Origin of the sequence: Zooshikella sp. RANM57 (assembly GCF_050749885.1) — a bacterium.
Classification (GTDB): domain Bacteria; phylum Pseudomonadota; class Gammaproteobacteria; order Pseudomonadales; family Zooshikellaceae; genus Zooshikella.
In genome coordinates this window covers 64,791-89,731 of sequence record NZ_JBOIUB010000003.1, presented here as the reverse complement: position 1 = coordinate 89,731, position 24,941 = coordinate 64,791, and the positions used below count along the sequence as shown (strand labels likewise).

Annotated in this window: 21 protein-coding genes and 2 tRNA genes; 15 read left to right on the top strand and 8 right to left on the bottom strand. The window is 41.7% G+C overall.

The features are described from left to right. Window positions 1–65 precede the first annotated feature (65 nt). The gene (locus tag ACQ96U_RS07805) at window positions 66–1,295 is read right to left on the bottom strand and encodes a pyridoxal-dependent decarboxylase, exosortase A system-associated (RefSeq protein ID WP_431720683.1); all 1,230 of its coding nucleotides are present in this window, start codon (window positions 1,293–1,295) and stop codon (window positions 66–68) included. Next, window positions 1,295–2,881, bottom strand: a complete 1,587-nt coding sequence (locus ACQ96U_RS07800; RefSeq protein ID WP_431720682.1) for an acyl-CoA ligase (AMP-forming), exosortase A system-associated — start codon at window positions 2,879–2,881, stop codon at window positions 1,295–1,297. Before ACQ96U_RS07800 ends, ACQ96U_RS07805 begins: the two co-directional genes overlap by 1 nt. A gap of 200 nt (window positions 2,882–3,081) precedes the next feature. Between ACQ96U_RS07800 and ACQ96U_RS07795 the strand changes: the two genes are divergently transcribed. Next, complete coding sequence (locus ACQ96U_RS07795; RefSeq protein ID WP_431720681.1) at window positions 3,082–3,876, top strand: S1 family peptidase; 795 nt, start codon at window positions 3,082–3,084, stop codon at window positions 3,874–3,876. Window positions 3,877–3,883: 7 nt separating this feature from the next. Here ACQ96U_RS07795 and ACQ96U_RS07790 read toward each other — a convergent pair whose 3' ends face one another. Further along, on the bottom strand, window positions 3,884–4,156 hold the full coding sequence (locus ACQ96U_RS07790; RefSeq protein ID WP_431720680.1) for a hypothetical protein: 273 nt from the start codon (window positions 4,154–4,156) through the stop codon (window positions 3,884–3,886). 391 nt (window positions 4,157–4,547) lie between these two features. Here ACQ96U_RS07790 and ACQ96U_RS07785 point away from each other — a divergent pair, with 391 nt between their 5' ends. Continuing rightward, on the top strand, window positions 4,548–4,910 hold the full coding sequence (locus tag ACQ96U_RS07785) for a hypothetical protein (protein WP_431720679.1): 363 nt from the start codon (window positions 4,548–4,550) through the stop codon (window positions 4,908–4,910). Between the two features lie 144 nt (window positions 4,911–5,054). On the opposite strand, the gene ACQ96U_RS07780 is transcribed toward ACQ96U_RS07785, so the two are convergent. The 4 genes from ACQ96U_RS07780 to ACQ96U_RS07765 form a co-directional block, all read right to left on the bottom strand. Continuing rightward, window positions 5,055–6,461, bottom strand: coding sequence for a TIGR03013 family XrtA/PEP-CTERM system glycosyltransferase (locus ACQ96U_RS07780; RefSeq protein ID WP_431720678.1), 1,407 nt, complete (start codon window positions 6,459–6,461; stop codon window positions 5,055–5,057). A 232-nt stretch (window positions 6,462–6,693) separates the two neighbouring features. Further along, complete coding sequence (locus tag ACQ96U_RS07775) at window positions 6,694–7,611, bottom strand: DMT family transporter (protein WP_431720677.1); 918 nt, start codon at window positions 7,609–7,611, stop codon at window positions 6,694–6,696. A 135-nt stretch (window positions 7,612–7,746) separates the two neighbouring features. Further along, window positions 7,747–10,089: a type II secretion system secretin GspD gene (gene gspD, locus ACQ96U_RS07770; RefSeq protein WP_431720676.1), complete on the bottom strand. Its 2,343-nt coding sequence runs from the start codon at window positions 10,087–10,089 to the stop codon at window positions 7,747–7,749. Window positions 10,090–10,092: 3 nt separating this feature from the next. Further along, entirely contained in the window at window positions 10,093–10,818 is a 726-nt protein-coding gene (locus tag ACQ96U_RS07765; RefSeq protein WP_431720675.1) for a type II secretion system protein N, read from the bottom strand. A gap of 445 nt (window positions 10,819–11,263) precedes the next feature. Here ACQ96U_RS07765 and gspE point away from each other — a divergent pair, with 445 nt between their 5' ends. The 11 genes from gspE to ACQ96U_RS07710 all read left to right on the top strand — a co-directional run bounded on the left by gspE (window position 11,264) and on the right by ACQ96U_RS07710 (window position 19,648). Continuing rightward, window positions 11,264–12,835, top strand: coding sequence for a type II secretion system ATPase GspE (gspE, locus tag ACQ96U_RS07760; protein ID WP_431720674.1), 1,572 nt, complete (start codon window positions 11,264–11,266; stop codon window positions 12,833–12,835). Between the two features lie 14 nt (window positions 12,836–12,849). Beyond that, a complete protein-coding gene (gspF, locus tag ACQ96U_RS07755) occupies window positions 12,850–14,067 on the top strand; it encodes a type II secretion system inner membrane protein GspF (protein WP_431720673.1) in 1,218 nt (405 codons plus the stop codon). A 27-nt stretch (window positions 14,068–14,094) separates the two neighbouring features. Beyond that, on the top strand, window positions 14,095–14,535 hold the full coding sequence (gene gspG, locus ACQ96U_RS07750; RefSeq protein ID WP_431720672.1) for a type II secretion system major pseudopilin GspG: 441 nt from the start codon (window positions 14,095–14,097) through the stop codon (window positions 14,533–14,535). 3 nt (window positions 14,536–14,538) lie between these two features. Next, entirely contained in the window at window positions 14,539–15,099 is a 561-nt protein-coding gene (gene gspH / locus ACQ96U_RS07745; protein ID WP_431720671.1) for a type II secretion system minor pseudopilin GspH, read from the top strand. Continuing rightward, on the top strand, window positions 15,071–15,469 hold the full coding sequence (gene gspI, locus ACQ96U_RS07740; RefSeq protein WP_431720670.1) for a type II secretion system minor pseudopilin GspI: 399 nt from the start codon (window positions 15,071–15,073) through the stop codon (window positions 15,467–15,469). Before gspH ends, gspI begins: the two co-directional genes overlap by 29 nt. Next, complete coding sequence (gene gspJ / locus ACQ96U_RS07735) at window positions 15,466–16,191, top strand: type II secretion system minor pseudopilin GspJ (protein WP_431720669.1); 726 nt, start codon at window positions 15,466–15,468, stop codon at window positions 16,189–16,191. The genes gspI and gspJ overlap by 4 nt, the downstream gene beginning before the upstream one ends. After that, window positions 16,191–17,360: a type II secretion system minor pseudopilin GspK gene (gene gspK, locus ACQ96U_RS07730; protein ID WP_431720668.1), complete on the top strand. Its 1,170-nt coding sequence runs from the start codon at window positions 16,191–16,193 to the stop codon at window positions 17,358–17,360. Before gspJ ends, gspK begins: the two co-directional genes overlap by 1 nt. A gap of 18 nt (window positions 17,361–17,378) precedes the next feature. Beyond that, complete coding sequence (gene gspL, locus ACQ96U_RS07725; protein ID WP_431720667.1) at window positions 17,379–18,722, top strand: type II secretion system protein GspL; 1,344 nt, start codon at window positions 17,379–17,381, stop codon at window positions 18,720–18,722. 16 nt (window positions 18,723–18,738) lie between these two features. Then, window positions 18,739–19,227 (top strand): type II secretion system protein GspM, encoded by a 489-nt coding sequence (gspM, locus tag ACQ96U_RS07720; protein ID WP_431720666.1) that lies wholly within the window; start codon window positions 18,739–18,741, stop codon window positions 19,225–19,227. A 230-nt stretch (window positions 19,228–19,457) separates the two neighbouring features. Beyond that, window positions 19,458–19,533, top strand: a tRNA-Val gene (locus tag ACQ96U_RS07715). A 38-nt stretch (window positions 19,534–19,571) separates the two neighbouring features. Beyond that, window positions 19,572–19,648: transfer RNA gene (locus ACQ96U_RS07710), tRNA-Asp, on the top strand. Window positions 19,649–20,077: 429 nt separating this feature from the next. On the opposite strand, the gene ACQ96U_RS07705 is transcribed toward ACQ96U_RS07710, so the two are convergent. Beyond that, on the bottom strand, window positions 20,078–21,103 hold the full coding sequence (locus ACQ96U_RS07705) for an AraC family transcriptional regulator (protein ID WP_431720665.1): 1,026 nt from the start codon (window positions 21,101–21,103) through the stop codon (window positions 20,078–20,080). Between the two features lie 115 nt (window positions 21,104–21,218). Here ACQ96U_RS07705 and ACQ96U_RS07700 point away from each other — a divergent pair, with 115 nt between their 5' ends. Together ACQ96U_RS07700 and ACQ96U_RS07695 are read left to right on the top strand one after the other, a co-directional pair. Next, window positions 21,219–23,243, top strand: a complete 2,025-nt coding sequence (locus ACQ96U_RS07700; RefSeq protein ID WP_431720664.1) for an FAD-dependent oxidoreductase — start codon at window positions 21,219–21,221, stop codon at window positions 23,241–23,243. A gap of 350 nt (window positions 23,244–23,593) precedes the next feature. Beyond that, window positions 23,594–24,907 (top strand): hypothetical protein, encoded by a 1,314-nt coding sequence (locus ACQ96U_RS07695; RefSeq protein ID WP_431720663.1) that lies wholly within the window; start codon window positions 23,594–23,596, stop codon window positions 24,905–24,907. The last annotated feature ends 34 nt before the right edge of the window (window positions 24,908–24,941 follow it).

Sequence of the window (24,941 nt, the reverse complement as noted above, 5' to 3'; positions counted from 1 at the left end):
GTTTTACATGTTGTTTTATAGGCTAAATAAAACAAGTAACCTATGTTTTTACAATACCTATGCTTTTACAGTAGTAGCTCTGTAACCGTTGGATGACTTAAAAATTGTTGGGGACTGGCTGTGGGACCATAAGCACCGGATTGGGTGATGACTATAAAATCGCCTACTTGAGCTGCTGGTAGCATGACTTTGTCACCAAGAATATCGAGTGGAGTGCATAGCGGACCAACAACTTGCACTGGTTGAAGAGCCGTTTCACCCATTCGGTTAGCAAGGTATACAGGGTAGTTTTTCCGAATGACCTGACCAAAGTTTCCTGAGTTAGCTAAGTGGTGATGTAAACCACCATCAACAATATAAAAAGTGGATCCTCTGGACTCTTTAATATCAATGATTCGGCTGATATAGACGCCAGCTTCACCTACAAGATAACGCCCTAGTTCAATGACCAGTTCGCAGTGATTTAAGGCTTTATGGTGCTGTGTAATTAACTTCTGCAGGTTGTCACGGATGGGGGCCAAATCAAGGCGGTTTTCGCCAGGAAAATAAGGAATACCCAAGCCACCTCCAATATTGAGTGTAGAGATAGGGGTAGGGGCAAATTGAGCTAGGGATTCGGCTAAGGCAAAGGTTTTTGATTGAGCATCGATAATGGCTTCAGGGCGGAGATTTTGTGAGCCAGAAAAAATATGGAACCCACAAAACTGAACTGATTTAGGCCAGTTTTTCAAAATATCGGGTATTGATTCAGCATCAATGCCGAACTGTTTAGGGCCGCCGCTCATTTTCATGCCAGACGTTTTTAACTCATAGTCAGGGTTAACCCTTAAGGCCACACGAGCAGTACTCTGTAGTAGTTGGCTGATTTTTACAATTCGTTGTAGCTCATTGGCTGACTCTACATTAATTAAAATGCCAGCAGCTATAGCTGACTGTAACTCATGGTCTTGTTTTCCTGGACCTGCAAAGCTGATATTTGTGGCAGACATACCACTGTTAAGTGCTGTGTGCAGTTCTAGCTGAGAGGCGACATCCAAGCCATTAACAATACTCGCCATATGATTCACAACTGCAGGCATTGGATTTGCCTTGATTGCATAATGTAACTTTAGTGGACTAGGTAAATATGCTTTTAGCTCATTGACTCGTTTAGACAAAAGCTGGCGATCATAAAGATAGAATGGTGTCCGGCCCACAATAGCGGCCACTTCAGAGATAGGACGTTGGGCTATCATCATTTCATTATTGTGTATCGAAATGCCCCACAGTGGAGCGTGTTGGGGTCTTTTATCCATTAGTCGTTAACTCCGAATAATGTTTGGAACTGACTGGTAAGTAGTTTGCGGTCAATTTTACCATTTGGGTTCCTAGGAAGCGTTGCCAAACATTGCAGCTTAAGTGGAACCATAAAACCTGGAAGTTGAGCTTTACAGACATTGATGACTGCTACTTCATCAACGCTCGTATCTGGCTCGTTTGTCGTTACGGCTAAAAATATTGCCTGGCCCAGCTGGGGATGAGGAATACCTAAAGCAGCAACTTCTCCTACAAGCCCTGAGGCATACACGACCTCTTCAACTTCAGAAGGGCTGACTCGATAGCCTGAGGTTTTGATCATGTCATCGTTGCGTCCAATAAAGTAGAGAAAGCCATCTTCATCTTTTTTGACGATGTCCCCTGACCAAACGGCTAGCTCTTCTGTGGGGATGCCTGATAGTTTTGTTGGCGATGGACGAAAACGAAGTTCTGTTTTTTCAGGGTCATTCCAATATCCCATAGCCACAAGGCTGCCACGGTGAACAAGCTCACCTGGTTCATGAGGCTCACACTCTTCGCCTGCTTCGTTAATAACGAGTAATTCTGCATTGGGAATGGCTTTTCCCATAGAGGTTGGACGTTTATCCAGTTCATTTGGCGGCAAGTAACTGGAACGAAATGCTTCAGTTAAACCATACATCAAATATGGTTGGGTTTCTGGAAGTGATGTTCTTAGCTTATTTAGCGTAGCCGTTGGCATCGCCCCACCCGAGTTTGTGATGTAACGTAAAGACGCTTTTGCCTCATCAGGCCACTCAAGTTCAGCAAGCTGCACCCATAGTGGTGGAACTGCAGCTAAGCCAGTAATTTGGTAGCGTTGAACCGCACGAATGACATCTTTGGGCAGCAGGTAATCCATGAGATAACAACTGGCACCACGACTAAATGCAGTAGTGATCTGGCTTAGTCCATAGTCAAAGCTCATGGGTAATACGGCTAATAAACGGTCTTTGGCGGTATTTTGTAAATATTGAGCAACACTGTGGGCACCTGTCACCATATTACGGTGAGAAAGTACGACACCTTTAGGGCGACCAGTGCTTCCTGAAGTATATAAAATAGCTGCCATGTCAGTATCTATGGATGCTGTAGTGATGAGTCTAGGGCTTATATTAAGCCATTGTTGCCAACTGATGACAGGACAGGGTAAGTGGTGTTCTTCAGGAACGTCATCAACACACACCACTAAGCGTATATCATGGCAGCGACGAAGTTCATCCATCAACTGTTGTAAACGTGCACGTTGGGTAATGAGCACTCTTACATTACAATCTTGTAGTATGTATTTTACTTGAGCGGGTTTGAGGATTGGGTTGATGGGTACAAATGTACCTCCTGCCATGGAGCAGCCAAAAAAGGTAAATACTGCTTCAGGAAGTTTGGGTAAGTAAATAGCAACACGCTCAAATCGTCGTAGATCGGCTTGATGTAATGCAGTTGCAGTAAGCTGGACGGCTGTCTCTAATGCTTTGTAGGTGATTGTTTGTGTTTTAAATCCCAAAGCGACATGATCAGGGCTTTGTGTTGCAGCGTGTTGATAGAGTTCGTGAAGTAGTTGCGTCATTAGCAGTTGCTCATCCTTAAGTAATCAGTTTAAGGTAGGTGCTTTGAGTTTCATGGTTAATAAATGGCTTTAGCGGCTTTATACTTTTGCTGAGTGGTAAGCTTGCGATAAATATTGTGTTTTCATTACATGGAAACCTATGTTAAATCGCTTGCTTTGGGTATAAGCATAGCTAATTAGAGCACTTGGTTGGTTATAAAATGAATGGAATCTTTTTGCAATTACAGCAAACCGCTTTTGTGGTGTTAGCCTATTTTCTATTGGCCATAAGCCAATTAAGTTATGGTGCACGTTTTCCTGATGTGGTTGCCAAGGTTAAACCATCGATTGTCGGTGTTGGAACCTATGATGTTACAGCATCACCTGCAGCACAGTTAATTGCTACAGGCTTTGTTGTACACGATGGCTATCATGTTGTCACAAATGCGCATGCTATTCCTGAAATATATTCTGCTAAGTATCAAGGTAAGCGCAAGTTGGTTATCTTTGTTGGGCAGGGGCGTCGTCCGGAACTACGTGAAGTACGAGTTTTACAAAAAGATACTGATCATGATTTGGTATTACTGCGGATTAAAGGCGCTCGCCTACCGGCATTAATGTTAGGTCAAGCCTCACAGGCTAGGGAAGGGGAAGCCATAGCATTTACAGGATACCCTATTGGCGCTGTGCTAGGTTTATATCCTGTTACTCATCAGGGTATTATTTCCAGTGTAACGCCAATTGTAATACCTGCCGCTAATGCAAGACAGTTGGATATTCAGCATATTAAGCGTTTAAGGCACCCTTATAATGTATTGCAGTTGGATGCGACAGCTTATCCAGGGAATAGTGGAAGTCCAGTTTATTTAAGGCAAACTGGAAAAGTTGTAGGTGTAATTAATAAGGTATTTGTTAAAGAAACAAAAGAATCAGTTTTACAAAAGCCGAGTGGAATTACTTATGCTATCCCTGTAAACCATGTTAAAGATTTAATATCAAAGTTAACAAAGAATTAGCATATTATTAAAATGGTGTGCGTCGATCAGTCTGTGAGCGACGCTCTCCTGTAACGACAATACCACTTGAATCTCTAAAGGGAAAAAACACAGGTTGTGTATTGGCTCGACGATCGCCTGCCTGTCGTCTTTTTGTAAAAGCCTGCTCCATTTTTCCTGGAGGAGGTGTGTTATCGGATACCTGTTTAGAGACGTACTGTCTTGCAGCGGCTGCAAAAATGTAGGTAAGCAAAATACCTACAAATATAAAACCTAATAAGTAAAACCATACATGTGCCATTTTAAACTCCCTTATTAACAGATCAATAAGGCGATAGTGTTTAAATATTAAGCAAATGCTAGGCCGTTTTTTTTAACCAACTGAATAAACAAGGTTATTCATTTTTATTTGACGTAATTGTAGTATTACTGTAATGATTTCTGACGTTTGTTTTAAAGGTATGTCTTGATAAAGACTAGGTTTTGGTACAATTCTTTCAGGGATTGTTGAGTGTGTTTTAGTTATCTTGTATTAAAATATGGCTATGAACTGTGCTGCTGATGGTCGTTTCTTAAGCAGAATTTTTAATATTGAAGATAAACTGGAATATTTTATCTTTATTTTTAACTTGTGAGTTACAAGTGTAAAAAATAATCAAATTCTTTAGGTGTTTGATGAATCAGAGGATGTTATGTCTGGTTGGATAGGGGTTGATCTTGACGGAACGTTAGCCCGTTATGATCACTGGAGAGGACCCGAACATATTGGTGAACCTATAAAGCCAATGTTAGAGAGAGTAAGAAGTTGGTTGATACAAGGACAAGAGGTTCGTATTTTTACAGCAAGAGCTTCAATTCCAGAGTATATACCTTTTGTTGAGCGTTGGTTGGAAAAAAATGGCCTTGCTGGATTAGAAATAACCAATGTAAAAGATTTTAGAATGATTGAATTATGGGATGATCGATGCGTACAGGTTGTGACTAATAAAGGTAAGCCCATTCGATCGAAAAGTTCATGGAAGATTGGATTAAGAAGGTTTTTAGTAAAGTTGTAAATCGGACCAACATTACCACGACGGTAGATAGTTATTGGATGTTGTCTAACTTATTTATATAAAAAAGAAAAGGGCCTATGATATCAGCCCTTTTTATATTTGCGATAATTTTTTTGCTGCTTAATGGTAAATACATTACAGCAGTTAGCGCGCTCCTTTACCAAATAAAATCACTTCTACTGTTTGGATAAGGATTAAAATATCCAAAAACAAACTATGGTTTTTTACATAGTAAAGGTCATATTGTAACTTATGTAGAGCATCTTTATCGGAGGCTCCATAGGGGTAACACAACTGAGCCCAGCCTGCGATGCCTGGTTTGATACGGTGGCGCTCATTATAGTAAGGAATCTTGTCAGCTAGTTGGCTTACAAATTCAGGTCTTTCAGGTCTAGGACCTACAAAACCCATATCGCCTCTTAAAACATTAAAGATTTGAGGCAGCTCGTCAACTCGGTATTTGCGAATAATTTTGCCTACGCGAGTGACTCGTGGATCATTTTGTTGGGCCCACTGTGGTTTTCCTTTTTTCTCCGCATCTACACGCATGCTTCTGAATTTAAGTACGTTAAATGTGTTACCGTTAAGTCCGACGCGCTGTTGTTTATACATGAGAGGTGCTTTAAAACCTTCTTCTAACCAGATAGCTAGAATGGTGATTGCAATGAATGGCCATGCAAAGGCTAAAAGAGTTAGGCTAGCAAGGATATCAAAAGCACGTTCAGAATATACACGTAGATTGCTCTGACCAAAGCCATCAGAAAAAATAATCCAGCTTGGGTGAAGTAAGTCAAGCTCTATTTTGCCTGTTTCTCGTTCAAAAAAAGTTAATACATCAACAACATCAATACCACTGAGCTTACAGTCAAGCAATTCGTTAATGGGAAAGTTTCTGCGTCGATCATCAACCGCAACTACTATCTCATCAATATTATGAGTATTGGCAAACTCTACCAGTGATTGTTCAGTGTTCAAAATAAAGTCAGGGTTTACGACATCTTCTTCATCTGCAATGTGCATATAGCCGACTATATTGAAACCTCTCCGGTCTGTTCTTCTGCGTAACCGTTGAGCAATATTATTGGCACGATGCCCTGCACCAAGTACTAATACCTGACGCTTTAAAATATTTTCATCCACTAATCGGGTAAAGAAAAAGCGAGTAATACCAATAGCGACAAATGTGAAAAGCACAGTGAGTATAAAGACACCACGCCCTATTAAAAGGGTAGGGAATAAGAAGAAACACAGTGACAAGATAATACTGCCGAAAATAAAGCTAATTGCTGCTCTAATGAGCATACCTGTAAAGCCTTCTCTAAGCCTTGCTTGATAAAGGCCCATAGCAATCATGCTGATAATGAAAACGGCACCTAGTAGTATGGCTCTGAATAAGAGGGGGCTAGTTGGTTCTGTATGGACAGGATCAAAGGTACCAAACCTAAAGTAGGTGCCAAGGTATGTTGCAAGTACAAAAAGGCATAGCTCAAATATACCTAATAGGAGATAGGGGACTCGCACATGATGTTTGAAAATACGAATACTGCTCACCGAAACTCCCTTTTATTACACATGGTAGTTATCTTAACTTTGTTATAAATAAAGGCTTTTTATAACAAAAGCCTTTATTAATTTAACCAAAATTTATTGCAAATTCCCGCAAACTTGAGCTGAGTTATGCAGCAGAAAAAAGAAAGCGAGAATTTAATAGATGGTTAAGAAAAAATCAGTTAACAAATTCAATATTTTTAAATCCTTTTGTCACTTAAGCATTAAAAATAAGCTAACTGGGGCTTGCTTCAACTTCTTCTACTGTGGTTGACGGTGCAAACTGGCTAACAAGTAAACCTGAAAATACAAGTAGTACAGCCATAAGCTGTTGGTGTGTTAACTGCTCTCCAAGAATTATAAAAGCTAATAATATAGTAAATACCGGAATTAGGTTAACAAATACTGATGCTTGTGTTGCAGAAACATAGCTGAGTGAAATGTTATAGAGTCCATAAGCGCCCAGCGTCACAACAACCCCCAAGTAGACAATGGCAAGGGTAGGTGTATATGGAAATTCTGTTGGTAATTCAGTTAAAAACAGGGCTGGGGAAAAAAACAATGTCCCAATAAATGCCTGTGTTGCTGTTAAGAATAAGGCTGAGTATCGTGAACTCAATTTCTTTACGACTAAGGTATAGCCCGTTGCGCAAATCATCGCAAGGAATTCAAAAAAGTTTCCCAAAAGAGGGTTTGGTGCATCTGCAGATGACTTACCTGAAACACTTAACCAACAGGTTCCTATAAGCGCGATCACTAACCCTATACCAACTTGCTTATTAATTTTTTCCTTCAAAAAAAAGGCTGCAGCGATAGCAACAAGAAGAGGAAGCAGTGCGGTGATCATTCCTGCCGCAGAGGCTGTTGTATTTTGTAACGCATAAGTCTCACAAAGAAAATACAAGCACGGCTCAAATAACCCCAGGAGCATTAAGTATTTCCAGTCACCCTTTTGATACTGATAGCGATTGGCATATTTCCATATAAACAAAAAGCACAAACTGGCAATCAGCATACGCACGAAAATCACAAGCAGGGGAGGAAAAGAGGTAAAGGCGATCTTGAGAGCGACGAAAGAGCTACCCCATAAAAACATCGCACAAACCAATAACATACTAGCCAGTAAGTTTGGCCTTAAACTCCAGTTGCGCATTGACACTTCAACCTTATGTTAAGGGAGCTATTTGTATTATTAGAGGAGGTTAGTATAGCTGAAGTGAATTAGTGTGATAAGAGCACCAACAGAGAATACTGTTGGTGCATAATGGTAGCTGAATACTGTGTAAAATTAGTTATGAATATCTAAGCAGCCTTGCTTAGCAGCTTGTAATTGCCTGCACAGGGTTTGAGCCTGGCGACGGTCATTTAGCCCGCTAAAGACAACACGGTAATAAACCCCCTTGCTGCCCATATTTGACTCTTTTACTTCTGGTGTCAGGCTGCCCAGCAGTTGAGCGTGCTGAGATTGGATTTTGTTTGCAGCTTGTTGGGCTGCAGCAGAAGAGCGGTAAGATGCTAGCTGAACCCCCCAACCTGGACTACCACTGGCAACAGGAGTATTACTTTGTGCTTGAGCAGAAGGGCTACCGCGACGTGCTGCTGGTGCAGGTTCTTGCCAAATGGTTGGCTTATTACTTGAGCCTTGCTCTTGCTGGCGCTTTTGAGGTGAGTCGAACAAGCCACTGGCATTTTGTGGAAGCACTCGGTTAAGGTTAAATTTCTCTGACTTTTTATCAAGCTTATTGCGAACCATTTTAATTGAAGAAAACTTGTCTTCAGTAAGATCTGCATTTTCTTGTTCATTCAGCACAATAGAAGTTTTGATAAAGACCATCAAATTTCTTTTAGTATGCGTATCTGTATCATTCTCAAAAAGCCGCCCTAAGAGAGGAATAGAGCTAAGAAAAGGAACAGCACTTTCAGACTGATTTACATCATCTTGAACTAAGCCTCCAAGTACAATCGTTTCATTATTGTTAACTTGGATTGTACTTTTTATAGTTCGCTTATTGGTAACCAAACCATCAACACCACTTTCAGAGCTTGGTACCACAGCAGAAATTTCTTGATCGACTTCTAAGCGAAGTGTTTCACCTTCGTTGATGTGAGGTGTAACTTTTAAACGAACACCAACATCTTTTCGTTCTGTCGTCGTAAAGGGGTTACTAGAACCTGAAGAGTCTGTAGTATAAGAACCTGTTTCAAAGGGGACTTCCTGACCTACCAGGATTTCAGCTTCTTCATTATCCAGTGTCATAATACTGGGGGTGGAGAGTAAGTTACTGTTAGCTGTAGTGGTTAGTGCATTAACGAGAATACCAAAGTTAGAGTTACGAAGTGCAATACTGCCAATCTTAATATCTTTACTCTCTAAAATTGCCCCAGTGACTGATGGTTTAGCGCTTCCTTCTCCTCCAGAAGATGTTTTTGTTCCGTCTATCCCCCATTGAATACCAAGTGCCTCATTGATACTACCGGACACTTCAACAATGGCAGCTTCTATTAGTACTTGTGCACGTCGAACATCGAGTTTTCGAACGATATTTTCAATTTCTCGCACAAGTTCAGGCGCTGCAGCAATAATGAGAGCATTGTTATCAACATCTGCTTTGACGGCAACTTGTTTGGATTCTTTGCTATCTTTGCCTCCTGCAATACTTCCACTCAGTGATTTAGTTAAGTCAGCTAGCGTTTCTGCCAACTTTTCTGCGTCTGCATGACGTAAGTGGATAACGCGAGTTAATGAAGTCGCTTCAGAGGCTACATCCATTGCTTTTGCCAAGCGGCGTACTTGCTGACGAAATTGAGATTTACCAGTAACTAAGAGGCGGTTAGTGCGTTCATCAGCAATAAGTTCTCCACTCAGTTTACGGTTTTGCTGTTTGCCAAGTAAGCTTTCTTTAATCACTTTAACCAAGTCGCCCACCCAGGCATTTTCAAGCTTGATGATGTCAAAGTTAGTACTTTCAGCCATATCCATTTCTCGGATGAGTTTGGCTAGCCGGTTTACGTTGCTGACATGGTCACTGATGATGATGGAGTTACTGGAAGCAATTGCAGCAGCATGACCATACTGAGGGATTAAAGGACGAATTACAGGGATTAACTCAACAGCGGATAAGTTTACCAATTCCACCACACGGGTGATCATTGTTCCTGCGTTGGGTTTGGTGTTTGGTAGAAACTCTGGGGCATCACTTTTGGCGCGGTTGATAGGAACAATGTTTAGTGTTTTACCCTGAGGAACTGCAGTAAAACCATTGGCTTGCAATACGGAAAGGAATACATCGTAAATTTCATCTCTGGATAGCGGCGTTGATGAAACTACGGTTACGTTATTCATGCTTTTTATTCGCGGGTCTATGATGATAGTTTGTCCCGTTATCGAGGCAACCTGAGCAATGAACTCACGAATATCTGCATTTTTCTGGTTTATGGTCCACTTCTTCTCTGTTTCAGCATTATCTGCTGCATAACTATGTATTGGCATTGATGCGCAAAAACAGAGTAAAGAGGTATTAATTACAAGCCGGGTGAAGCGGCCAAGTTTAGTTTTTGGATGTTGGTAAGGCATGAGTGTTTTCCAAAAGTCCCGACACTTTTCCTCGTTCTTGACAGTAAAAGGCTGCATGCTTTAACCCTCTGTGGAGTTGTTTTCGAGAGCACGCATCCTTTCTCTGAGCTCTTGCATTCGTTGTTTTATCTGAGATTGATCGTAGCTCGGTGTATAAATAGGTGCCTTTTCCTTCTCACGTTTAACGGGTGCTGATGGTAGCAATGATGTGGGTTCTGGAAGGGAAAAAGCGGAATCTTGAGTAGTTTGTGCAGGAGTTTTGGGTAATTGGGTTATGTTAACGTCAATTGCCTGGAAACGACTTTGCCCATGAGCTTCTGGAAAGTAAAGTGTTTCAAGGACTCCATTTCGAGAAATTACAATATGATCAGAATGCACCTTATCAAGCTGTGCATTGCCTGGTAATGTATCACCTACATAATAAAGCGCCGTTCGCCGGTCACTCCCCTCAATAATGGCACTGGATAACTTGTCATCCGCATTAGCAAAAGCGCCTTTAAGTATTAAGCGTAGGTTGGTTTTAGGAATGTTCTTTTGGACCGTCTGAGGATCCTCTCCACGGCCAAATAGGAGAGCAACATTGGCGGGATTAATAGCAGCCGTCTGATACTGAGAAGGTTGTCGAACAATTTCCGGTTGTACTGGTTCAGCAACAAGCAGGGTATAAACTGATAGTCCTTGGGAAGCAACTGTCATCCCTATTATGGTTAATAGGACGAAGGTGAGCACCGTGATATTTTTAGGGTGCCCCCAGATAAGATAAGGAGGTAGTGAAGCTGCTTTCATTACTGATTATTCTATATTCTATAGTGAGCGTTTGTTTGGCCAGTTGTTGAGTAAGGAAATGTACCACAACAAACGTATTATTAATGACATAATAACAGCAAATGCTTGAAACGGGTCAAGCAAGTAGCTGTAAGACTGTGAAATTTTTAAAAAATATTATTCCCTTAACGGTTTAGTACTCAAAAATAAAGTGACCAATTATCCAAAATAGGTCTATGACTAAATAGTCTAGTTATAGATTGTTTGCACTTGGTTCACAACTGATGTAAACCATTGGGAACTGTTGGCTTTGTTTAAGACCTAAAAGGAAGCAAATGGTTCAAAGCAGCAGGTGCTCATACTGGCCTTATCACTAACGATGCCAGGTTAGTGAAATTGGGCATAGATGCTAGTGGCTATCCCAGGCATAATCTTATTATTGATAATCATAATTTCGGGTGGGTAGATGACTGCGCAAGTACAAATAAAGTCAGTCCAAAAAGAGGCTGCGAATGGTGAAAACAAGGAAGTATCGTCGCAGCCAGAGCTAACAAATCAAGAAGTTTCTTTTGAGGAAAAGCGCCTACCTTTTGCGTTTGCTAAAAAATATGGCGTACTTTTTCAAATGCAGGAAGATGGTCATGTACGGGTGTTTCATAAAAAGGGCTTAACCCCCATGATTGCCGCTGAGCTTAGGCGGTACACTGCTTCCAGCATGAGTTATGAATTAGTAGATGAAGACCGTTTTGGTGAGTTGCTTTCAGTTATTTACCAGAGTGATAGTGGTGCATTACAAAATGTTGCGGGTATTGGTGATGACATGGACTTGGCCAGCTTGGCTGATCAGGTGCCAGAGTCAGAGGATTTACTTGAGCAAGCGGATGATGCCCCCGTTATACGATTGATCAATGCTATTTTGTCTGAAGGCATCAAAGAGGGAACATCAGATATTCATATTGAAACTTTTGAAAAGCACTTAGCGGTGCGTTTCAGGGTTGATGGTGTATTGCAGGAAAAACTTCGACTTAAAAGACAGCTTGCACCACTGCTAACTTCTCGTATTAAAGTTATGTCTAAGCTGGACATTGCAGAAAAACGTGTTCCACAAGATGGGCGAATTGCTTTAAGAGTAGCGGGCAAAGAAGTCGATGTCCGGGTATCGACATTACCTTCCAACAGTGGTGAGCGGATTGTAATGCGTCTATTAGATAAGTCTGCTGGACGCTTAAACCTTACCCACTTAGGCATGTCGGCTGATGATATGCAACTGATGAAGACAGTGCTTTCCCGTCCACATGGGATTATTCTGGTTACAGGGCCAACAGGGTCAGGTAAAACGACTTCGCTTTATGCTTCCCTTGCTACGCTAAATGACCAAACCCGTAATATTCTTACTGTAGAAGATCCGATTGAATACAATATTGAGGGCATTGGTCAAACACAGGTTAATACTAAAGTTGATATGACTTTTGCCAGAGGCTTGAGAGCTATTCTCCGGCAAGACCCTGATGTTGTCATGGTTGGGGAGATTCGTGATACTGAAACGGCTGAAATTGCTGTACAAGCCAGTTTAACAGGACACTTAGTACTGTCTACCTTGCATACAAACAGTGCAGTAGGGGCTATAACCCGCTTGCAGGATATGGGAGTTGAGCCTTTTCTGTTATCTTCAAGTTTGGTGGGAGTTGTTGCTCAACGTCTGGTACGACGGTTATGTCAGAGCTGTAAAGATCCATATCGTCCAGATGAGGCGGAATGCCTAAGGTTGCATTTAAATGTTGATGTGCCTCCAGAAATTTACCGGGCAAAAGGCTGTGTCGAGTGTAATTATACTGGCTACAAAGGGCGAAATGGGATTTACGAAATTATTCCAATTGATAGTGAAGTTCGGCGGTTAATTCATAACCAAGCAGGTGAGCAGGAAATTATTGAATACGTTCGTATCAATCGGCCGAGCATTCGTGAAGATGGACGGCGTAAAGTGCTTGCAGGATTAACTACCTTGGAAGAAGTTTTAAGGGTAACGCAAGAAGATTAGCATAAGGTTTAAGTGTGGCCGCTTACGAATATACAGCCCTGAATGCGAAGGGAAAGCAAGAACGTGGTACAGTAGAGGCAGATAGTGCTCGACAGGTTCGACAGCTGCTTCGAGAAAAAAAGCTAACACCATTAACGGTTGAAGTTGCCTCGCAACAAGAGCGTAAAGCGAAGGGAGGAGGAAGCCTTCTTGCAGGAGGAATATCTACCTCAGCACTTGCACTGCTTATTCGCCAGTTAGCAACATTAATTCAAGCCGCATTGCCCATTGAAGAGGCCCTGCGGGCTGTTGCTGAGCAGCAGGAAAAACAACGTATTAAAAATATTGTGCTTTCGGTTCGTTCCAAAGTACTGGAAGGTTACACGTTAGCACAAAGCATGGAGTGCTTCCCAGGCGTGTTTCCTTCAATGTATTGTGCGACAGTTTCCGCAGGAGAGCATGCAGGCTTTTTGGATAAAGTACTTAATCAGCTGGCTGATTACTCAGAGTCTCGCCAGCAATCTCAGCAAAAAATTAAAATGGCTTTAGTCTATCCAGCCTTGTTAATTCTAGCGTCGTTTGGGATTGTTGCGTTCTTATTAGGCTTTGTTGTTCCTGATATTGTTAAAGTCTTTATTGATAGTGGTCAGGAACTTCCTGCACTTACCACAATCTTGATATCATTGAGTGATGTCTTTAAGGACTTCTGGTATCTCATTGTGCTTGCCATCATTGGTTTTGTGGTGACTACCCGTTACCTGTTAAGCAAGCCACCCGTTAAGCTTCGTTTTCACCGTTTTATTTTGCGGGTGCCATTGGTTGGTCGCTTGAATCGGCAGATGAATACTGCACGCTTTGCTAGTACGTTAAGTATTTTGACACGAAGTGGAGTGCCTTTAGTTGATGCGTTAAAAATTGCCACAGAGGTGGTTTCTAACCTTTATATCAAACAGGCATTCAGTATTTTACCTCAGCAGGTGAGTGAAGGAATAAGCTTAACAAAAGCGATGGAGCAGACAGGTCACTTTTCTCCCATGATGCTGCATATGATTGCAAGTGGAGAGGCCAGTGGGGAACTTGATGATATGCTGGAGCGAACAGCGCGAAGTCAAGAAACTGATTTAGAGAGCCGAATGGCCGTTATAGTTGGTTTGTTTGAGCCGTTGACGCTCATGTTTATGGGGGGGATTGTGCTGATAATTGTACTTGCAGTGTTGTTACCCATCCTCAACATGAACCAGCTTCTAGGTTAATACAACGAGAATGTAAGGAATGAAACTGTGAGAAGAAATGTTGCAAGGCCGAAGCAGTCAGGCTTTACCCTTATCGAAATTATGGTTGTTGTGGTGATTTTGGGTATTTTGGGTGCGTTAGTTGTGCCTAAAATAATGAGCCGTCCTGATCAAGCCAAAGTGACGGTTGCTCGATCTGATATCGCAAACATTAAAACAGCACTGGAAATGTATAAGCTTGACAACCATAACTACCCTAGCACTGACCAAGGTTTGGAGGCTCTCGTTCGTAAACCCAGTGGACAACCTGAAGCGCGTAACTGGAATCCTGATGGTTATTTAGAAAAAATTCCAGTAGATCCATGGGGACGCCCTTATCAGTTTCAGGCTCCAGGGAATCATGGCAAATTTGACCTTTACTCTTTAGGTGCTGATGGTAAAAAAGGTGGTGAAGGTTTTGATACAGACATCACTAGCTGGGAAAGCTAACGAATGAAGTTAATGCCCTCCAGAAAGCCGTTGTCTAAAGGGTTTACGCTTGTTGAAATATTAGTAGTCATTGTCATTATTGGCACATTAGTCGGTATAACAATGGTGAGCCCATTAATGCGTGATGGGGGGCAAAAAGCATTACAAGACGAGTCCCGACGGTTACAGCAGCTGTTTCAATTGGCTGCTGATCACGCGCTGTTAAAAGGCGTTGAACTTGGATTTAAGAGTGATGGTCCTCGTTACGAATGGTTTCAGTTTAATGAGGATGATAATGCCTGGCAGCCTATGGAAGAAGGGCATTTTCAGCAGTATGAACTGCCTGAAGGGTTGATTTTGGATGTAAAGCCTGAAGAGGATCCTTTTCTAAACAAAAAATCAACCACGACTAAAGGCAAGTCTAAGCAGAAAAAAGATAAAGGAAAAGTAACGCCTGAAATCGTTGTCTATAGTGATTCTCAGGTTACACCCTTTCGTATGACTCTCTCCGATAACAACTCCAAAACACCTTATTATTTAGTCTCTGATGGTTTCAATGGCATTGAAGTTAAAACGGAAAAGTAGGGGATTTACGCTGCTGGAAGTCATGATTGCATTAGCGATTTTTGCTTCAGCTGCAGCTGTGGTTGCGATGTCAGGATCAACTGGGGTCAAGCAGGCAGCTTATCTTGAGGATAAGATCCTTGCTGGCTGGGTTGCTGAAAACTATCTAAATCAATTAAAACTTTCTCGTGAGTGGCCTGATACAGGAGAAAAGCAAACCTCCGTGCGTTTTGCTGAGCGAGACTGGCACATCATCGCAGAGACAAAAACAACGGGTCAGGAGGGATTTCGACGTGTTGAAGTCGCAGTGATTCCTGAACAAGGTGGTAGTGTTAATAAAGAGCGAAGTCTTTATCGCATGATTGGCTTCTTAAGGAAGCAAAGCGAATGACGTCTTTAGTAACTGCTAAAATAAAGAATATGACGCGTAGTGATGGCTTTACCCTTTTAGAGTTGATGATCGCCATTGCCATTTTTTCGATTGTGAGTATGGCGGCATACTCGCTATTTCATACAACTGCACGAACGCAAGCCGTTACCGAAAAAAGCCTTAAACGTCTTAATGAGGTACAACGGGCTTTTTTGATTATGGAAAAAGATTTTTCCCAGTTGGCTCCTCGTCCAATTAAAAGTGAATTAGGGGAGGCTCTCCCTGCTTTTGTCGCTAATCAAGGTGGTTACTTAGTTGAGTTTACTCGGCAGGGGTGGCGTAATCCTGCCCTGGCTAAACGTAGCGAGTTTCAACGAGTCGCTTACACACTTGAAGATGACAAGCTAATTCGGCGATTTTGGTTGGTATTGGATCGTGCTCCTAATGCACCTTATAAGGAACAAATCATTTTAACTGGAGTTAATGGCATTAGTTTTCGCTTTCTCAATCAAGAGCATAATTGGGTGGAAGACTGGGCTGTGGCAAATAACAACTCTGGAGCTTCAAACCCCCTTTTAAATAATAACGCTGATCCTAAAGAGCTGGTGCCTGGTGGGGTTGAATTGTCTCTGGATGATCCTCGATATGGACGTATGGTAAGGTATTTTGTGGGTGTAAATACTCCAAAACCGCAGCAGAGTAATAACCAGATTCCTGGAGCTACTGGAAGAGGAGGGTTTTAATGACTGGTAAATATTATGCTCCTCAGTTTCCAAAGCGTCAGCGTGGTGTTGCACTAATTTTTGTGATGGTTATTTTCAGCCTAATCAGTGTGATGGTGGCAAAAGTAGTTACAGAGCTCCACTTTCAGACTGATCGTACTTCCAATTTTTTAATGCGAAGTCAGGCTCGAGCATACGCTCTGGCAGCAGAAGATTTAGTTGCTCAATTATTGTTAGCTGATTTGGAAAAAGATAAAAAAAACCAGCCTGCGGGATCAAATCCTCCTCCAGGCACAGGTAGTCCATCAACGTCTTCTACTGTAGACCATTTAAAAGAAGCTTGGAGTTTAATTGATCGCTACTACCCCTTAGATGAAATTGAGTCAGGTGTGATTGGAGAAAGTAAAGATAAAGACAAGATTAAAGAAGGTGATTACATTTATATTAATGTGATTGACTTGCAAGGCTATATCAATGTGAACTGGCTAGGTTCTGTAAGTAAGCAGTCTAACAATAATACAAATAATAATGGTACGAATGGAAATACGAATCCTACTCCTAGTAACTCAAATAAATCAGGTGGTAAAGACTTATTTAAAAACTTAGTAACTAAACTGGGTCTTAGCGTGCCTACTCAACAGATAACTGATTGGGTTGATGAAAATGATCAAACCACACCTGGTGGCGGCTTTGAGGATAACGAATACTTGTTAAATGAGATGCCGTACCGAGCTGCAGACAGACCAATGACGTCTATTTCTGAGTTAATGTTTCTTCCCAAAATGAATGCCAAGCTTTATAAGCAACTGGCGCCTTACCTTGTGGCCTTACCTGCAGAGAGTAAGTTAAACATTAACACAGCCCCAAAAGAAGTTTTGATGTCATTGTTGCCGAATATGCAGGAAGCTCAAGCTGAAGAAATCATTCGCCAACGAGGTGATAAGGGATTTGACTCAGTCAGTAAGCTCACTTCACTGTCTATGTTTGCAGGGCAGGGCAATAAATTAAGTGATGATGCGCTTGCTGTTTCCAGTAACTATTTTTTAGCAGTAATCACCGTAAAGTTTGCTGATGCACGTTATCATATGCTCAGTTACTACAAGCGTGCAGATAAACAAGTTGATGTTATTGCCCGGGCAGAGGGCCGCTTGCCAGCACCTTTAATCCAAAATAAACCAAAAAAGACATAATTTAGGCTGTTAATTGGTATGGACCATCACCTTTTTGTACGGATTTTATCTCTACCTAGTGAAGACCCTGCAGACATTAATACCGAGTGGCTGTTGTGCTCCAGTGAAGGTGAGGTTATCAGTGGCCCTGCTAAAGGAAACTTATTATCAATTCAAGAAACACTTACAGAAGAAAATGCCTTAGCTCAGGCTAAGACCGTGTTTATTTTGCCCGGTGATCAAGCGCTTCTTGTAAAAGTACCTGTCAGTGAGGCCCAGATGAAACATATAAAGCAAGCGCTGCCTTATATGTTAGAAGATCACTTGGTAAATGATATCGATGATATGCACATTGTCACTAATAGTCAGGTGCATGAAGAAATGCTCCCTGTAGCGGCTATTGCCCATGAGTCAATGAGTAAGCTGTTTGCTGCTATTTCTGATTTAGCACTGAATCCGTATCTTTGTATCTCTGAAGCTCAGTTAGTCAATACCACTTCTTCAGAGGTTATACAAGTTGTTGTTGAGGGTGATAAAGCTTTAATGGCTATACCTGAGGACAACTACTTTAGTGTAGACACCTCAATTCTTCCAATGACATTGCAAACTGTATTAGAAAATCCTGCTGAATATCGCATGATTGATGTAGAGGATGATCCAGCATTAGCGATGTCGGCAGGTTTTACACGGTTAAAAGTAACAGTCGCTAAACCTGTTACCTTAGAAATAAAACGGTTACTAAAACAATTAGAGCAGCAACTGCAGCCATACCAAATTGAACTAGAGTTTTCTGCGTTAAAGGGGGCTACTTTCCACTACTTATGCCGTAGTTTTTTGCAAAGTCAGAACCGCAATAAATTTATTAACTTATTTCAAAGTCAATATGCTGTTAATGCAGATAGCAGCGCTGGGTTTGCGAAGTGGAAAAGTGTTATTTACTTGGCGGCGGCATGGGTTGTTGTGACGTTAGGTCTGCATTTGGGGCAGGCAATATATTTTGGTCAGCAAAGTGATGCCCTGAATCAGCAAGCGGAAGAAATTTTTCGCTCAATATACCCTAATGCGCGAAATGTTTTTGATATTAAAGATAGTATGACGAGTCGGATGAAACAGAATGCTTCTTCAGGTGGAGAAGGGGTTTTTATTAAGTTACTGGTTGATGTTTCATCTGTTACTCAGCAACTGGGAAGTCAGCAAATAAAGCCAAAAAGTCTAGATTTTAATAGTTCTGGTAATTCGTTAATGCTTGAAGTGAATGCAAAGAGCTATGAAGTGTTGGATGCTTATGTCAATCAATTAAAGCAGCGTGGTATGAGTGCCAAACTAGAAACAGCGAACCAAGAAAAAGAGACTGTTCTAGCACGTATTAATATTCAAGCATAGAAGGTAGATTGATAGTATGGCATCACCTTTCGTGGAAAAAATAACTGCACAGCTAAATGCAATGCCAGAGCGGGATCGGCGTGCTTTGTTAATTATGGTTGTTGCTGTGACTTTAACGGTCGTTTATATGTTGATTTGGGATCCTGTAATGCAGTGGTCCGAAGAGTCACGTAAAGAATATCAGTCAAACATGGATACGCTGGCTTTTATTCAGGCAAATGAACAGGCTGCTAGGCAAAGTGCAAGTCAGGGCGGTCAGCAAGTCTCTCAGGATAAACTTTCGGCTGTTGTCACTGGTGCTGCTAGACAGCAAGGCATTAAGTTAAGTCGAGTTCAGCCCTCTAATGAAGGGGTGACAGTATGGATGGATAAGGTCGCCTATCAAAAGCTGTTAGCCTGGGTGATTAATTTACATAATCAATATCACTTTACGATAGAGAAAATTAGAATTGATGCTCAGGATGAGGCTGGAATGGTTAGGGCATATCTGAGTATTACGTTGTAAAACGTGTAAGTATTTGTTTTTTCCATCTAGTTGGCTGTTTGTGCCAGGTTAGCCTTATTTGCATGAATGGTTATGTTATCACCATTTTTTGCATGTAAGGCAATTGTTTTATAATGCTGAGTATTAAACTGGTGGCGTAGCTTAGTCGTTTTTTTACCATTGTTGGTTGTATCGCAACATATAAGCTATTGACTCTGAAAAAAATACCAGTAGAATGCGCATCACCTGTCGGGCAGGTAGCTCAGCTGGGAGAGCATCGCCCTTACAAGGCGAGGGTCGGGGGTTCGAACCCCTCCCTGCCCACCACGTCAGGAAAAATAGAGTCAGTCACAAGATAAAAATATGGAGCGGTAGTTCAGTTGGTTAGAATACCGGCCTGTCACGCCGGGGGTCGCGGGTTCGAGTCCCGTCCGCTCCGCCATATCTTCCTACACTTAAAGTGCAACAAAAAGTACTTGACACACCCGTCGTTAAATCAAAAATTTTTTACCAATATTTGTAAGAGTTGTTTACCCGTCCAATTTGCTCCTTAAATCTTAATTATCGAAGTTTCCTTCCTTAGGCTATTCTCAACAATGGCTTAATTATTGCTTTACTTTATCTGCTTATTTCCATTTAGGAGTACTTATTACGTCTTTAACTTACATTTTCCTTCATAGTACAACTAATAATTATGGATGAAATGTAAAGCGTAGAACGTATTCCTGAAGAACAGTCTTAAATTTTTTGCACTAATAGAGGGCGCATGAATGGAAGATTATGTTGAGGAATTGTTGGAGCAACAACAGCAAACAGAAGACTGGTTTGAGCTAGCAGAGCAGCATGAAGCACCTGTTGATGACCCTTGGGATTATGAAGAGTGATGTAATTCTATTTGACGTACTTGACCTGGCGTTTTTGTGGTCCAACGTTTAAAGGCTCGCTGAAATGCTTCTGGCGATGAAAACCCTAATAGGTAAGCGATTTCTGCAAAACTGAGTGGTGTTTCTTTTACATAATTAAGAGCTAAATCCAATCGAGTTTGATTAAGTAGTTTTTGAAAGGAAGTGCTTTCCTCGTTAAGTTTACGGCGAAGTGTCCATTGCGATAGACCTAGTTGGGCTGCTGTGAACTCTAATGTGGGCTGCCCCCCATGCAGTTCTCGTGAAAGAATACGCACTACACGTTCTTGCCAACGCGCAGAAAAGGTGAGTTGTTTTTTCTTTTGCTCACAGGTTGCCAGTAGAGAGTTATACATTACTTGATGTTTAAAGCGGTTACATTTTGTAAGTGATGATGCAGAGATGACTAATTTATTAAATGGTTGAGAGAAGTGAACTGGACACTTAAAAAATGGCTTAAATTTGTTGGCATAGGCTGGTGCTGGAAACTCAAAAAAAACCTCTGCTTGAAGCTGTTCAGGCTCCGCCAACCAACGTAAAGTCTGTAGCCAGCTAAGTAAAACAGATTCAACAATAAATAGGTTATAAACAGTATAAGGTGAAATACTGTAAAAATTTATATGACAACTGTTTTCAGTGTAATCAAGGCTTGATTTTCCACGTACACTTTCACTGGTTAAACATTCATAGTCGATGAGTGCGGTTATAGCTGACTTCATGTTAGGTGCACTCAGTGCTAATAAGCCTGCCAGCCCCCACTGCTGGATGGGAGCATGCTTTCCCATAAGTAAGCCAAGACCAGGCTCCTGGGTTAACGTTATTGCTGCTGCACCAAGACGCATAAACCGAGCAATACTGACTTGCTGCTGTTCATCACTAAGTTCAGAAAGGATGAGTCCAAACTCTTTTAATAAAGGCGCTGGGTTTATTCCGCAGCGATGAATCGCATTTGCCAGCGTTTCTATATAGGTCACTGAAACATTGCCTAGCTTCATCAGCATCTGCTCATCATGGTCAATAAAGTGTCATTCTTAATCATTGTCGGCATTATAAGACAGATTTATGGTATGCCGCAGAAAAACGATTATGAATGCCTAATTAGGAGTGATCATGAATCAACATTACCCCCACTTATTAAAACCACTTGATTTAGGATTTACCACATTAACGAATCGCGTATTAATGGGGTCAATGCATACAGGCTTGGAAGAACGACCTAATGGTTTTGAGCGTTTGGCAGCCTTTTATCGAGAGCGCGCATTAGGTGGAGTAGGGCTAATTGTAACAGGAGGCATCAGTCCAAATGAGGTTGGTGCTGTGTTAAAGGGAGCAGCCAAGCTAACTAATGCTAAAGAGGTGAGCCAGCATAAATTGATTACCCAAACGGTCCATGAGGTGGACGGTAAAATATGTATGCAGATTCTTCATGCTGGACGTTATGCATACAACCCAGACAATGTTGCTCCCTCCGCTATACAGGCACCGATTAACCCCTTCAAGCCTCATGCCTTAGCCTCAGAAGAAGTTGAGCAGCAAATTACTGATTTTGTTCAGTGTGCTCAATTAGCAAAAGAAGCGGGATACGATGGCGTTGAAATTATGGGGTCAGAAGGTTACCTGATTAACCAATTCATCGTTGCAGAAACCAATCAAAGAGAAGATGAATGGGGTGGTCCTTTTAATCAGCGTATTAAGTTTCCTGTTGAAATTGTTCGGCGTACTCGTGAAGCAGTAGGAGAAGACTTCATCATTATTTTTAGGCTGTCCATGCTGGATTTAGTACCAGGAGGCAGCCAGTGGGATGAGGTCGTTATACTTGCACAAGCAATTGAACAAGCGGGTGCAACCCTAATTAATACAGGCATTGGTTGGCATGAGGCAAGGGTACCAACAATTGCAACTATGGTCCCTCGGGGAGCATTTTCCGAAGTGACAGCAAGACTACGTCCTTCTGTGACTATTCCAGTGATTGCAACCAATCGAATTAATACACCTGAAATAGCAGAGCATATTTTAGCCAGTAACCAGGCTGACATGGTTTCTATGGCGCGCCCTTTTCTAGCGGATGCAGACTTCGTGAATAAAGCGGCTGAAGGACATTCAAATCTTATTAATACCTGTATTGCCTGCAACCAAGCCTGTCTTGATCACACCTTTCAAATGAAGCTGACTAGCTGTCTAGTGAATCCACGCGCTTGCCACGAAACAGAGCTGGTCATTAGGCCCGTGAATGGTGCGGCAAAGAAAATAGCGGTGATTGGTGCTGGCCCTGCAGGTCTGGCCTTTGCCTGTACTGCAGCAGAACGAGGTCATGAGGTAACGCTTTATGAGCAAAGTGATCAAATTGGGGGACAGTTTAATTTGGCAAAGCAGATACCTGGTAAAGAGGAATTTCATGAAACATTAAGGTATTTTGCACAACGCATAAAGCTGGCAGGTGTAAGCGTGAAAACAGGAACGCTTGTTAAAGCCGATGACTTAATCGCACAGCAGTTTGATGAAGTTATTTTAGCCACGGGGGTATCTCCTCGAACGCCTGAAATTCCAGGTATCGATCAACCTCTGGTGATGAGTTATTTAGATGTAATAAAAAATCAGAAGCCTGTGGGTAATAATGTGGTCATTATTGGTGCAGGTGGTATAGGTTTTGACGTGGCAGAGTACATCACTCACAAAGCCTCAGAGGATGTTGAACCTCAGGCGTTTTGCCATGAATGGGGAATTGACCTTTCAGTGAGCAAGCGAGGAGGTATTTTAGCTTCAGATCATCCTCTCCCTGAGTGTAAGGTCTTTTTGTTGCAGCGGAAAAAGTCCAAAGTGGGTAAAAACCTAGGTAAAACAACAGGGTGGATTCATCGAGCTCAGCTTAAACAGCGTGGTGTTAATATGCTGAATGATGTGCAGTATGAGCAAATTGACGCTAATGGTATTCACATAACTGTGGGGGGGAATCCATCGTTTATTCCTGCTGACTCGATTATTATTTGTGCTGGCCAAGACTCTGATCAAACTCTTTATCAACCTTTAACATCTGCTGGCATGAGTGTGCATTTAATTGGTGGTGCAGATAAAGCCGCTGAGTTAGATGCTAAGCGTGCGATTGCTCAAGGGACAACATTAGCTGCCACATTATAGAACTGCAAATAAAGATTAATTAAAACAAAACGTTAAGACACTTGTTTGAATTATTTACCGTTTAGCTGTTGATAACTGGTTGTTTTTTAAACGAACTATTGCTAAGGAAGTCACATTTTTTGTGCAGCAGTTTCACTACAATGAGGCGAACGTGCAAAGCTAACTATTTGAAAAATAGAAATAAATTTGCATATCGTTATTTCGATTGGTTCTCAGGGTGACTGAGAACCAATCATTAAAAATGGATGGCTTGATGTTTTTTTAAACCTAGTCATTTCATTAGCGTAGTGAAACAGTATGATAACAATTTGGTATTACCTACTTTTTGTACAAGGTAAAAGGAGTTCGCCTTGAATAAGTTCGCTGAAGCAGTCGTGTTTTTCAACACAAAAGGCATTTGCAAGCAAATGCTTATATCTGAGTTTGATGCTGTTCTTGATGGTGTTGTTCATTTAGAAGAATTTAAAACTCAAACAGTTAAAGGTGCCTATGTGCAAATTGATATTAATTTGCATGTAACAGCAGTCGTATTGTTTCTTTTGGATTTTGACCGAGAGGGCATGGCTGACCGTAGTTGGAATGTGCCATTGAAGCACATGGCATCAGTGGCTGATAAAGGTCCCAACTTAGGGGCTGGACCAATTCGGTTAGCAACTCGTACCAACTGTCCAGTAAACTGGCATCATTCAAGCCTGTGGGATTACCGTCAAAATGCTTCTGTTAATGAGCTGGTGCTGATCAAAGCTGCTGCTAAACGCAATCGGTTGCGCCTTTTTACAGATACAAATAGCACTCCTGTTGTTAAGTTGGTTCAAAACAATGAACTAGAGCCTACTCAGTTGGCGGCTGCCCGTGCTATCAAGGCAGTAAAGCTACATGAAGAAAAACTGGCTAAATTGACAACGCAGAGCAAAGAAGAAATTGCTCGGTTAAAACAACAATTTAGTCATGAACTTGCGCGCTATAAGCAAGAACTGGCATTAGCCAAGCAGGCTAATGAGCAGCTGGCTAATAAGAACCGTGCATTGGTCATGAAGCTGGAAAATCAAAAGCAACAGTTTCAAGAAAGCCGCAATGAAATGACCCAACTGCTAAAAGAAATTGAGCAGCAGAGTCGTGCAGAGCTGGCGACGATGCAACAACAATTGGAATTTCAGATCAGGACTAAAGTACGTTCTGCGACGCAAGAGCTAAAAGAGCAACTTCGTGCTAAAGAGGTGGAGCAAGAGTACTTAGAAGAGCTTGATAAGCAGCAGCAAGCAGAAATAAAAGATTTACATAAAGAGATTGCGCGTTTACAAAGTGGAAGTCCTCACCAATTGCTTGATCAATTGGCTACAAAAGGGGTGATATTTGTTGCGTATCATCCAGGCGTAGGGCATGTCACTATTCCACTTAACGAAGTGGAACGCTACTTAGAAGACAATATTGCTTATGTGGCTGCAAAGTGTTTTGTAAGCAAAGAGCACTATTTAAAGTGGCGTCGTCATTATGAGTCTTCACGATGTGAAGCCGTGGGTGAAGATGGTAAGAGTTGTGGTAAACCTGTCAAGCGTATTGATATGCCAGGACAATTTATTGATGGTGACTCAAACCGTTGTGAAACCCATAAAAATGATAAGGATTCAGTACCTAGTAATGTAACGGATTTACAGTTGGCTTAGCTTAGGGATATATAACGAGCCAGCTTTTTGAGCG